This window comes from Winogradskyella bathintestinalis (assembly GCF_030407435.1).
Classification (GTDB): Bacteria; Bacteroidota; Bacteroidia; order Flavobacteriales; family Flavobacteriaceae; genus Winogradskyella; species Winogradskyella bathintestinalis.
In genome coordinates this window covers 68,379-80,786 of the sequence record NZ_JASDDK010000004.1, presented here as the reverse complement: position 1 = coordinate 80,786, position 12,408 = coordinate 68,379, and the positions used below count along the sequence as shown (strand labels likewise).

Here is a 12,408-nt window from a genome sequence, read left to right as displayed (position 1 = left end):
ACTTGATGTAGTTCGCAACTCAGTCATTAAACATGAAAATGTGAAATGAATATTAAGGCATATTAACCTATTCGTAATTACGGCTTTGCGTAAGGATTAGTTTAATAATGGATTTAAGTTTGAGAACTACTAAATTAAAGCCAACTAAAATAAAAAATTCAAAACGGTAGTCATTCTTACCCTTATAATTTCTTCAGTTAGTTGTACTTCAACAATAAACTTAAAATTTTTGCAAAATTAACTATTGTCATAATGAGTATAATTATAACTGAGCATACTTACTAATTTACAAATCGTCATTTTTGATTAAAATAGATCAGAGAAAGCGTTTCGGAGATATATTTCAACCCATAGTAATCACTTAAATTTGGGACCTAAACTGAGCACCAACTTTAGCAGTTAATGCTTTGAGTTTTGTATTAAAAAGTAGGTGTTTAGGTATACCTGTTGGAAGACCAAAATACCGTAAAAGTTATTATCAAAATTAAAAAGTATTATTAATACTAACTTCGAAAAATACTATCTATTTCACTTTTAGATTTAAAGCCTTTTCATATATTTAAGGTCCCGATGCCCTTTTAGAAGCCATGCGTTTTGAAGTCCTTAGACTATAACACAATAGACTTAGACCAAAAACAATTTAAAGCTTAAATATAGAGCTACACCGATTATAGCAGAGCACCTTTACACGATGATTTTTTTAAATGCTTAGACAACAATCCAAGCATATTAAAAGCAACAGAAATAGGTGAGCGCACCTTGGATAAAGTGAAAGAGTTTGTGCAGGTATTTCATGAATGGTATCACAGAATAGAATAATAAACAGATGAGGTTGTCGTTTTACTGTCGGTTAGAACGAAGCATTTATGTTTAAAATAATGTATCGACTAAAGTTTTAATATAGATAAAAGATGATAGATAATATATGACTATAAATCAACTACCAGGAACCTACAACATTAGCGGAAGCAACCAAGACGAAAACGGCATTGCTTATAACGGCACTTTAAAATTAACTTTAGACGAGAACCATAGAATAAAAGCAGAATGGCTTATTAATGCTAATCAAAAGCAATTGGGAACAGGTTTTTTTAAAGATAATATCTTAGTCATTAATTTTAATTACAAAGGAACTGATGAACGGACATACAAAGGGGTGGCAGTTTATAAATGTATCACAGAAGATATATTAGATGGCTTTTGGTCAGAGAAACACGGTAATCCTTTGTATCTTGGAGAAGAACGTTGCTATAGAGTAGGCATTCAGAATGCGATAATCAATTAGGGTATTTAAGTATTGAATTTCACATCACAATAACTCATAAAAAAAACCCAGAACATCTGTTCTGGGTTTTACTGTGTAGCGAGAACGAGAATTGAACTCGTGACCTCCGGGTTATGAATCCGACGCTCTAACCGACTGAGCTACCTCGCCATTTTCAATTTATCAGCTTTTTAAAGCTAAAAGCTCGACGTAATTGCGGCTGCAAATATAAAAACAAATTCTACGACACCAAACAATAAAAACTAAAAAAAATAATTTTAATTTAATGCTTAATACATAACTATAATTGTATATATTGAGCAAATAATACGACGCATATATGGACGATAAAGAAAAATTTGAAATGGAGTTTGTAATCCAAGCTTCCCCAGCTCTAATATACACTTATATTTCTACACCTTCAGGGTTATCTGAATGGTTTGCAGATAACGTTAATTCACGTGGTGAATTTTTTACATTTATTTGGGATGGCTCCGAAGAGCAAGCCAAATTATTAAGTAAAAAATCAGGAGAACGTGTTAAGTTCCGCTGGTTGAGTGATGATGAAGAAGGTTCCCCTAATTATTTTGAAATACGCATACAAGTAGATGAAATTACAAAAGATGTTTCTCTAATGATTACAGATTTTGCAGAAGAAGATGAAATTGAAGAAGGAAAAATGCTGTGGACAAATCAAATAGCAAGTCTTAAACAAGTTTTAGGATCTCGATAGGCTGTAAAACTTAATTCTAATATATCTTTGTCTCGATTTAATTTTAAAATTAAATCGAGATTTTTTATTTAATTCTAAGCCATAATTTTAGTAATTATATTATTTATTGCTTTAATTTTTTTTTTTTTTTTAAGTTGGTTCCGTAAATGGGAACTAAAGAAGTGTTCTTTATGATAAATTTTAACGGTACATTATTGCCACAGTCAGATTCTAAACTCACAATTGAAAACAGAGGTTACAAATATGGGGACGCACTTTTTGAGACCTTGAAAGTAGTTAATGGAAAAATTTTCTTTTGGGAGGATCACTATTTTAGATTAATGTCTTCTATGCGAATTCTTAGAATGGAGATCCCTATGAACTTTACTATGGAATTTTTAGAGTCTGAAATACTAAAAACCTTAGAATCTAATGATTTATTACATGCGTCAGCGCGTGTCCGATTAAATGTGGATAGAGGTGAAGGAGGAAAGTATCTACCGTCAGATACAACACAAGTGAATTTTAATATCAAAGCAGAACCACATCACCATCCATTTTATACTATTGACGCTAATGCCAATTGCATAGTAGATTTATATAAAGATTACTTTGTAGCTCCAGGATTACTATCAGGATTAAAATCTAATAATAAAGCGATTCAAGTTATTGGAAGTATTTATGCTAAAGAAAATGATTTTGATAATTGTTTGGTTTTAAATACAAATAAAAGCGTTATTGAAGCTTTAAATGGGAATCTGTTTTTGGTAAAAGGCGATCAAATAAAAACACCACCGTTAGAAGATGGTTGTTTAAAAGGGGTAATGCGCAAACAAATATTAGAACTTTTATCTAAGGACGTAAATGTTAATGTAGAAGAAGCATCCATAAGTCCTTTCGAGCTACAGAAGGCAGACGAACTGTTTATCACCAATGTAATTAAGGGAATAGTACCAATTACAAAGTATCGTAAAAAGACGTATGGAAGTGATTTTGCTCAGAGTCTCGTAAGTAAGTTAAATGCTAAATTGAGATTACTTTAATTAGAAATCTATAGAAGAATTATTCGTACTTGTTATAAGTAAGATGATGCAGTCTCGATTAAAAAAGAATAAAACATAAATCGAGCCATTGGATAGCTGTGCATCGCCTATGCCGATTTATAGCATATTATAAAATCAATTATAACTAGGATTCTCAGGTGCATTAGACCAAATGCTGTAATCACCACCTAGCTCGAGCATTTTCTCACGCCAAAATGTTATACACGATTTGGAAATAATGTCTTTGGAATAGATATTTTCAGAAACCAACCATGCATTAGATTTAAGCTCACTGTCCAATTGTTGTTCTTCCCAACCAGAATAGCCTAAAAAGAAACGAATATCTTCAGTAGAAATTTTTGCTTCATTAATGAGATTTAGTACAATTTTAAAATCACCTCCCCAAAATATGCCATTAGAAATCTCTATACTGTTAGGAATTAATTCAGGTGACTTATGTATAAAGTAGAGATTGTCTTGCTCTACGGGTCCACCATTATAAACTGGGAATTCAGACTCTGTACCTTCAATAAGATCTTTAAGATTATAATCTAAAGGTTTGTTTAAAATAAAACCAACCGAACCCAAATCGTTATGATCTGCTAAAAGAATTACAGCACGATTAAAAGAAATATCACCGATAATGGATGGTTCAGCAATTAATAAATTGCCTTTTTCGGGTTTGTTCATTTAAAATATTCAGTTTTTTAGTTTACTAAATCTATGTTTTTTTCGTTAAAAAAACAACTTTAACGCCTTAAATATGTAATATTGTTCAAGAATTGGTAATTTTTCTGACGTGAGTAATTTATTAAGGTATTGAAATAACTTTAAAATTAGAGCAAAAAAAACCCGCTCAAGGAGCAGGTTCTATATTAAAAACAATAAAATGTCTTAGTTTATAGCGCTACTTAAGTCAGAACCTGCCTTAAATTTTACTACATTTTTAGCTTTAATTTTTATAGTTTTTCCAGTCTGTGGATTTCTTCCGTCTCTTGCAGCTCTTCTAGAAACTGACCAAGAACCAAAACCTACTAAAGAAACTCTATTACCTTTTTGTAAAGATCCTTCGATGTCAACTAATAAAGAGTCTAATGCTTTTTTAGCAGCTGCTTTTGTAATTCCAGCATTCTCTGCCATTCCATTGATTAAATCTGTTTTGTTCATAAGTATTTAATTTTAATTGTTAAAAAATCGGTTTTAAAAGAAAGGTTTTTTAAAATCCTTACACAAAATTATTAGGAATATTAAGCTACGCAAGTAATAGCAAGGGAAATACGGCTTATTGTTAATAACTTTGAACATTTGTTAATAAAGACAATGTATTTCATCGGATTTTTTGTAAAACCAATGATAATAAGGGTTTACAGCAGTTTTGCCGACTCGGAAAAATTAAAGCCATTTAAAAGTGATTTTACATTCATCTTACGCTTTCCGGGCAACTGAATTTCGTGTATTTTAATATAACCACCTTGACATGCGACTTTTAACTCATTTTTAGTTGAAATTAATTTTCCTGCCTCATAATTATGATGGTCTTCTAACTTTTCTACACCATAAATTTTTACTGATAAATTTGTTTCTTCGTTATTATCTAAATAACACCAAGCTGCTGGAAACGGATTTAAGCCTCTAATTTTATTGTAAATAGTTGCCAAAGGCTGTGACCAATCAATTTTACAATTATCGCGATTAAGTTTGTAAGCCGTTTTTAAATCTTCAGTATGTGGTTGAGTAGTGGTAGCGATAGAGTCGTTCTCTATCTGCTCTACCGTCTTAATTACTAAATCGCTTCCAATGTGCATTAAATCATCGTGTAGATCTCCAACTGTAGTAGAATTACCAATTGTGGTCTCTTTGCTTTGAATGATAGCTCCGGTATCAATTTTTTCATCTATAAAGAAAGTAGTCACACCGGTTTTACTTTCTCCATTAATTATTGCCCAATGGATCGGTGCAGCACCTCTATATTGTGGTAATAATGAAGCATGGAGATTAAATGTGCCATACTCTGGCATTTGCCACACTACTTTTGGCAACATTCTAAAGGCTACTATTATTTGTAAATTGGCCTTCAATGCGCGCAGTTCGTTTAAAAAAGATTCTGCTTTTAAATTTGTTGGTTGTAACACCTTTAAATTATGTTCTAAAGAAAATTCTTTTACAGCAGAAGCTCTTAATTTTTGGCCTCGTCCTGCAGGTCGGTCTGGCGCAGTAATAACCCCTACAACCTTATAATTATTTTCTATTAATGCTTTTAATGTAGCAACAGCAAAATCTGGTGTGCCCATAAAAACAATACGTAAGTCACGATTATTCGTCATTTAATGGTATAAGTATTAGCAGGTGTTAATGTGATTTTATTAATTTCTATTAATTCTGAAAGACTATTAATAAGCACTTTTTCAGAACATTTAATTTTTTGCAATAATTGACGCGAAGATAAAGTTTCCCTTTCTAATGCCTTTATAATTTGAAGTGAAACAGTCTCGCCCAACGTTTTATCTGTATTGATAGCGTTGGCCATACAAACAGAACATATTCCACAGGTTTTATTGCTCTTCTCACCAAAATATGACAAAAGTTGCTGACTTCTACAAATAGTATCGTTCTGAATATAATTTAAAACAGACTGAATTTGTTGATGTTTCAGCGTGTGTTGTTGTTCAATTGTTTTAGCAATGGGATTAATGGTAATATCATCTTCACGAGGTTTTAAAAAGGTGATTTCAGAATCTGTATTTGCCATTTGTAAACTAATCACTTCATCTTTTTCTAAAAGTTGCAATTGCTCGATTACGAGGTGTTCAGTAAGGTTAGCCTTTTTTATAATTAAACTGAGGTTCACTTTGGTTTCATAATCAAATATACCTCCATAGGTTCTTAATAGAACTTTGACCAAGATATTTAGATTCTTATGCGTTTCTAAATATTTAAATAAAACGTCATTGGTGGTTATAAACTGAATTTTAGTTCTAAAATTGAAATGTTGAGTTAATGTAATAATTGCATTCCGGTCTAACAGTAATAGTGCATTATAAGTTATACTTGCACTCAGTTTATATAAATTACAAAAGGTTTTAAAATCGAATTGATGTAAGGTGTTTTCACCTTCACCATAGGACACTTGGAAATAGTTGCACAACTTGTTATAAACCGTTTTTACAAAAGCTACAGAGGGTAGAGTGCTTAAAAATTGACTTCTAAGATGGTCTTCATCGATATGTTGTTTTAATATCGTAGCATAAGCCAAATGGCCATCTCTTCCAGCTCTTCCGGCTTCTTGATAATAACTTTCTAAACTTTCGGGTAAGTTAAAATGAATAACCGTTTTTACATTAGCCTTATCTATTCCCATTCCAAAAGCTGTGGTGGCCACCATAATTTCTATTTGCCCATTGGTCCATTGGTATAAGCGCTCTTGCTTTTCCTTATTAGTAATGCCTCCGTGATAAAATGTTGAGGTAAAACCTTTGGCATTTAAATAATTGTGGATGTCGATAGTTGCTCTTCTATTTCTAACATATATAATAGAGGACCCCAAATGTTTTTTCAACAAATGATTAAGTTGAAACAGTTTGTCATCGGTATGAATAACTTGGTATGCAATATTTGGTCTGGCGAAGGACGCTTTAAAGATGTTAGGGTTTACAAAATCGAGATTCTCAACAATATCGTTGATTACATTATGTTTAGCTGTGGCAGTTAAGGCTATACAATTAACATGCGGATGCATTTGTCTTAAAATAACTATATTATTGTAAGCTGGTCTAAAATCATTTCCCCATTGACTTATGCAGTGAGCTTCATCAACAGCGATCAAATTAACTTTCATTTGCTGAATGCGTTCTTGCACTAAAGTTTGTTGCAAGCGTTCTGGTGAGAGGTATAAAAATTTATAATTACCATAAATACAATTGTCTAATTGTGTATCTAAATCTTTATAGGACATACCAGACGTTAGCGCAATCGCTTTAATACCTTTATCTTTCAACGTATTAACTTGGTCTTTCATTAAAGCAATTAACGGAGAAATCACAATACAGATTCCTTCTTGTATTAACGCAGGAATTTGAAAACAAACCGATTTTCCGCCTCCAGTTGGCAGCAATGCAAATGTATCTTCTTTATTTAAAACTGAAGTGATAATATCTTCTTGCAACGGTCTAAAAGAAGTGTGTTGCCAGTACCGTTCTAAAACTTCTATAGGATGCATAATAATTATTTAAATATCAAATATCGCCTATATTTGCTGTTATTCTACCAAAATAATCACGGAATATAACCATGAAGTATCAAAGAAATATTGTGGTATGGTTAGAGATTTAACCAATATTTAACCTCATTTTAAGGTCATATAATTTCGGTACTATAGCTTTATTACAAATTTAATGACTTTAAAATAAAATCTGCTCTAGTATCGACACTCCCAAAAGGCACATTAATAAGTTCATAACCAAATTGTTCATAGGTATTTACTAAATGATCGTGGATTTTTACCGCTTCTTCAAAATTCTCGTAACGTTCACTATCACTTGTAAAAATTTCTTTCCAAGGAGCTAAAATAAAGATGCTATCATATTTGTGGGTATCACAGGTTTCAATAAAATGGTCTGGATATATATCACCAATATATTCCATATAAGCTAAAACATCTGGAATCCCTCTATCTAAAAACACGACTTGTTGAGACTCTTTGGTCGCATCTTTAAATTGCTGCGTTCTGCCGTCTAATAGTTTTTCACTAAACAATAAAGGTTCAGTTAAAAATAATTGCTCAATTCCATCTTTCCGAGCTTGTAAGGTAATATGTCGAGAGATCTCATCATAACAAATATAACCACGTTTTTTTAACGCATTAATAATAGTGGTTTTTCCTGTTCCTGGTCCACCTGCGATAACGATTTTTTTTGGATTCAAGTTGGTAAAATTTTTAAAATAAAAATAGAGGATAAAAATAAGGGTTTAAAAATAGAATATTATAAACTATTGACAATTTTGAATTTCCATAATTAAATGCCGCGTCAAATAAAGTGATTTTTAATTGTATTCAGATAAGTGGCTTTATTTAAATTTTCTTGTTTTCATTTATTTGGTATAAACCGTATCTTTACATCTGAAAAATATTACTATGGATAGTTCGAAAAAAACAGAGGAATTTTACGAAAAATTAAAGACACAACTTTACGATACAGCATTGTGGCCAACAGAGTATTTGTATAAATTTATTGTACTTTCTGAAGGCTCAGGTGTTAAGGATATTGAGGATCTTTTTAATGACCTTGGAGCCGTTATTACGACTAATGCATCTAAAAATGGAAAATATACGAGTGTTTCCATAAACGTTAGACTTAAAAATCCTGAGCAAGTAATTGCTAAATATAAAGAAGTGGCAGAAAAAGTAGAGGGTGTAATTTCTCTATAATATTTCGGTTAAACTTCGTAATTTTTTGTACTTTGCAGCAAAACCTAAAAAGACTACGGGTTTACAATTATACACTACACATTTTACAATTTTGATTGACGATTTAGAATACAATACAGAGCGCGAGCATTTAATTATTCCAGAATACGGACGTCATCTTCAAAAGATGATTAATTACGCTAAGTCTCGTGAAACCAAAGAAGAACGCAATAAAGTAGCCAAAGCAATTATTTCTGTGATGGGTAATTTACAGCCACACCTAAGAGATGTGCCAGATTTTCAACACAAGTTATGGGATCAGTTGTTTATTATGGCCAATTTTGAAATCGATGTGGACGCACCTTATGGCGAACCATCGAAAGAAGAAATACAAGCACGACCAGAACCTTTAAAATATCCTCAAAATCATCCTAAATATCGTTTTTATGGAAATAATATTAAAACGATGATTGACGTGGCAGTAAGTTGGGAAGATGGTGAGTTAAAGGATGCTTTAACTTATACTATTGCCAATCATATGAAAAAATGTTTTTTAAATTGGAATAAAGATACCGTAGAAGACGAAGTAATATATAATCACTTATATGAATTGTCTGGTGGTAAAATCAATTTAAAAAATAAGGATGAAGATCTTACTGATTCTACTAGTTTGATGCGGACGAAGTCTAAATACGGTGGAAAAAGCAATTCAAACAAAAAGAGTAACAACTCTAACAAGAAAAAATATTCTAATAACAGAAAACGTTACTAAAACGTATGAGTACATTTATAATTGAAGGTGGTCACCAGCTAAAAGGGAAAATACAACCACAAGGAGCAAAAAATGAAGCTTTACAAATTTTATGCGCAGTACTCTTAACTGCCGATGAAATTCAAATAGATAACATTCCAGATATTATTGATGTAAATAAGTTAATTGCGCTATTAAAAAAGCTTGGTGTTAAAATCAATAAATTAGAAAAAGGCTCTTACACATTTAAAGCAGACGATCTTAATCTTGATTATTTAGAATCAGCTGAATTTAAAGAAGATGGTAAAGGGTTAAGAGGTAGTATTATGATCGTTGGGCCACTTTTGGCTCGTTTTGGTAAAGGCTATATTCCAAAACCAGGAGGAGATAAGATTGGACGTCGTCGATTAGATACACACTTTGAAGGTTTTATTAATCTCGGTGCAGAGTTTCGTTACAATAAGGAAGAATTGTTTTATGGTGTAGAAGCAAAAAAGTTAAAAGGCACTTATATGCTTTTAGATGAAGCTTCTGTAACGGGTACTGCTAATATTGTAATGGCAGCTGTGTTAGCTGAAGGGAAAACTACCATTTATAATGCTGCATGTGAACCATATTTGCAACAGTTGTGTAAAATGTTGAACCGCATGGGGGCGAAAATCACTGGTGTTGGTTCTAATCTTTTAACGATTGAAGGAGTAGATTCTCTTGGGGGAACAACACATAGAATGTTACCAGATATGATTGAAATTGGTAGCTGGATTGGCTTGGCTGCAATGACTAAAAGTGAGTTGACTATAACTAATGTAAGTTGGGATGACTTAGGTCAGATACCAAATGTTTTTAGAAAAATAGGAATTACAATTGAACGTCATGGAGATGATATTCATATTCCAGCTCATACGGATGGTTATGAAGTTCAAAATTTTATTGATGGTTCTATTTTAACTATTGCAGATGCACCATGGCCAGGATTTACTCCAGACTTGTTAAGTATAATTCTCACGGTTTTAACACAAGCAAGAGGTAGTGCAATTGTGCACCAAAAAATGTTTGAAAGTCGTTTGTTTTTTGTCGATAAATTAATCGATATGGGGGCCAAAATAATTTTATGCGATCCGCATAGAGCAACGGTTATTGGTCATGATTTTAAATCGACTTTAAAAGCTACAACAATGACTTCTCCCGATATTAGAGCAGGTGTTTCATTACTAATTGCTGCATTATCGGCTAAGGGAACTTCAACCATACATAATATTGAACAAATTGATCGCGGTTACGAAAATATCGCTGAACGTTTAAGAGCGATTGGTGCTAATATTAAGCGTGTGGATGGTAATTAATTGGTAAGCCAAAAAGCTTAAAGAAATTATAGATTTGAGTGTAAAGTATATGTGGAACGGTACATAGACTTTACACTTTTTTAATTGTATGTTTTCTTAAGCTGATTTGCTATCATTATTGAAATCTGATAAATGTGATTTTATCCCTTTACATATACGTTCTGTTTTCTTCAAATTTTTCTGAATAAGTGGCTATAATTACAGAATATTCATGTGTTCTAATGTGTTGATTATTATGGTTTTTTAAGGTGTTTTAGATGTTGAAATACATTATTCTCTTTTGATTTCTCAATTTTACTGGTTTTAAAATAGTAGTCTATAGTTGCGAATTTTTAAGAATATAAGTTAGGATATAAGCTATAAAATAAAAAAAAGCTCTGGAGACTACTCAGAGCTTTAAATTGGTTTAGTGAAATGGTTATTTCAGATAAGACATTGCAGTCTTAAATAAACAACGATCGAAAAATTTAATTATTGCGTGACGGTGTTAAAAAAATAAAAACTTTTTAATTATAACGTTAATTTAATGCGGATTTGTAGGTTTTTAAACAGCGTTCTCTCGCTTCTTTATGGTCTACCATGGGTTTAGAGTAGGTCAATTCTTGATAATTAGGCACCCATCTTCTTATATATTCATGATTTTTATCGAACTTATTTATCTGTGTCGTTGGGTTAAAAATTCTAAAATAAGGCGCAGCGTTTACACCACAACCCGCAACCCATTGCCAATTACCAACATTACTTGCCATTTCGTAATCGTGAAGTTTTTCTGCAAAATAGGCTTCTCCCCATCGCCAATCTATTAATAAATGTTTGCATAAAAAACTGCCAACAAGCATACGCACTCTATTGTGCATAAAACCAATTTCGTTGAGTTGCCGCATGCCTGCATCGACTAAGGGGTAACCAGTATTACCTTCACACCATTTTTTAAATTCTTTCTCATTATTACGCCATTCAATTCTGTCGTATTTAGATTTAAAAGCTTTGTCTATGGTATGCGGAAAGTGCCAAAGGATAGACATAAAGAATTCGCGCCAAATAAGCTCTTGCCAAAAAATTTCATTTTGTTCAGCAATGGCCTTTTTAATCATTTTTCGGATGCTTACTGTTCCGAATCGCAAATGAGGGCCTAATCTTGAGGTGGCATCTTGGGCTGGAAAATTTCGGGTTTCTTCATAATTTTGAATCATTGTTGGTGTAACATCATAAGAAGCTATCTCATGATTAGATTTTTCAAAACCAATGTCTGATAAACTTAAATTAGGTAATCTGCTATGCTCAATTAAATTATCTAGATAAGAATTGGTATAGTAAATATCTAAATCAATGGATTTAAATTTTTCTTTCCAAGTCCGCATATAAGGGGTGTAAACTAGGTAAGGATCTCCATCCTTTTTAACCACCTCATTTTTTTCAAATATAACTTGATCTTTGTAGGTTTTAAAGGCGATATTATGTTCTTCTAAAATTAACTTTATAGAATTATCTCGTTTTCTCGCATAAGGTTCGTAATCATGGTTTGTGAAAACTGCTTCTATGTTATAATTTTTTATTAATTGTTTAATAACAACTTCAGGTTTACCTTTAAATATAGCCAAACTACTATTATACTTATCCTGAAGATCTTGCCTCATTTTCTGAAGCGTATTATGGATAAATGTTACTCGTGCATCATCTTTCGGTAAATCTTCTAATATTTCAGTATCAAATATAAAAATTGGCATTACAGGAAAATTGCCTCTCAATGCTTCATAAAACCCAACATTATCATCTAATCTTAAATCTCGTCTAAACCAGAATATATTTATTTTTTCCGTCATGCTTAAGTAATATTTCTTTGCACAGTGTGGATGTGCAAATTTTATATAATTTCTGTTTTTTAATTATT

General features: G+C 31.9%; 12 protein-coding genes and 1 tRNA gene. 6 read left to right on the top strand and 7 right to left on the bottom strand.

The genetic code is table 11. The features are described from left to right. The first annotated feature begins 925 nt into the window (after positions 1-925). Positions 926-1,285, top strand: a complete 360-nt coding sequence (locus QMA06_RS11695) for a hypothetical protein (RefSeq protein ID WP_290207043.1) — start codon at positions 926-928, stop codon at positions 1,283-1,285. Between the two features lie 76 nt (positions 1,286-1,361). On the opposite strand, the gene QMA06_RS11690 is transcribed toward QMA06_RS11695, so the two are convergent. Continuing rightward, a tRNA-Met gene (locus QMA06_RS11690) sits at positions 1,362-1,435 on the bottom strand. Positions 1,436-1,604: 169 nt separating this feature from the next. Between QMA06_RS11690 and QMA06_RS11685 the strand changes: the two genes are divergently transcribed. Together QMA06_RS11685 and QMA06_RS11680 are read left to right on the top strand one after the other, a co-directional pair. After that, positions 1,605-1,997 (top strand): START-like domain-containing protein, encoded by a 393-nt coding sequence (locus tag QMA06_RS11685; RefSeq protein ID WP_290207042.1) that lies wholly within the window; start codon positions 1,605-1,607, stop codon positions 1,995-1,997. Between the two features lie 170 nt (positions 1,998-2,167). Further along, positions 2,168-3,019, top strand: a complete 852-nt coding sequence (locus QMA06_RS11680; RefSeq protein WP_290207237.1) for an aminotransferase class IV — start codon at positions 2,168-2,170, stop codon at positions 3,017-3,019. Between the two features lie 135 nt (positions 3,020-3,154). On the opposite strand, the gene QMA06_RS11675 is transcribed toward QMA06_RS11680, so the two are convergent. The 5 genes from QMA06_RS11675 to QMA06_RS11655 all read right to left on the bottom strand — a co-directional run bounded on the left by QMA06_RS11675 (position 3,155) and on the right by QMA06_RS11655 (position 7,939). Continuing rightward, the gene (locus tag QMA06_RS11675; protein WP_290207041.1) at positions 3,155-3,709 is read right to left on the bottom strand and encodes a YqgE/AlgH family protein; all 555 of its coding nucleotides are present in this window, start codon (positions 3,707-3,709) and stop codon (positions 3,155-3,157) included. A gap of 204 nt (positions 3,710-3,913) precedes the next feature. Further along, positions 3,914-4,186, bottom strand: a complete 273-nt coding sequence (locus QMA06_RS11670) for an HU family DNA-binding protein (RefSeq protein ID WP_290207040.1) — start codon at positions 4,184-4,186, stop codon at positions 3,914-3,916. Positions 4,187-4,383: 197 nt separating this feature from the next. Continuing rightward, positions 4,384-5,343: a methionyl-tRNA formyltransferase gene (fmt, locus tag QMA06_RS11665; RefSeq protein WP_290207039.1), complete on the bottom strand. Its 960-nt coding sequence runs from the start codon at positions 5,341-5,343 to the stop codon at positions 4,384-4,386. Next, entirely contained in the window at positions 5,340-7,235 is a 1,896-nt protein-coding gene (locus QMA06_RS11660; protein WP_290207038.1) for a RecQ family ATP-dependent DNA helicase, read from the bottom strand. Before QMA06_RS11660 ends, fmt begins: the two co-directional genes overlap by 4 nt. A gap of 164 nt (positions 7,236-7,399) precedes the next feature. Further along, entirely contained in the window at positions 7,400-7,939 is a 540-nt protein-coding gene (locus QMA06_RS11655; protein WP_290207037.1) for an ATP-binding protein, read from the bottom strand. Between the two features lie 211 nt (positions 7,940-8,150). Here QMA06_RS11655 and QMA06_RS11650 point away from each other — a divergent pair, with 211 nt between their 5' ends. From QMA06_RS11650 to murA, 3 genes are all read left to right on the top strand, one after another. Further along, positions 8,151-8,444: a DUF493 family protein gene (locus QMA06_RS11650; RefSeq protein ID WP_290207036.1), complete on the top strand. Its 294-nt coding sequence runs from the start codon at positions 8,151-8,153 to the stop codon at positions 8,442-8,444. A 91-nt stretch (positions 8,445-8,535) separates the two neighbouring features. Further along, complete coding sequence (locus QMA06_RS11645) at positions 8,536-9,195, top strand: DUF4290 domain-containing protein (RefSeq protein ID WP_290207236.1); 660 nt, start codon at positions 8,536-8,538, stop codon at positions 9,193-9,195. A 5-nt stretch (positions 9,196-9,200) separates the two neighbouring features. After that, complete coding sequence (murA, locus tag QMA06_RS11640; protein ID WP_290207034.1) at positions 9,201-10,517, top strand: UDP-N-acetylglucosamine 1-carboxyvinyltransferase; 1,317 nt, start codon at positions 9,201-9,203, stop codon at positions 10,515-10,517. Between the two features lie 518 nt (positions 10,518-11,035). On the opposite strand, the gene QMA06_RS11635 is transcribed toward murA, so the two are convergent. Next, the gene (locus QMA06_RS11635; RefSeq protein ID WP_290207033.1) at positions 11,036-12,340 is read right to left on the bottom strand and encodes a cryptochrome/photolyase family protein; all 1,305 of its coding nucleotides are present in this window, start codon (positions 12,338-12,340) and stop codon (positions 11,036-11,038) included. Positions 12,341-12,408: the final 68 nt, after the last annotated feature.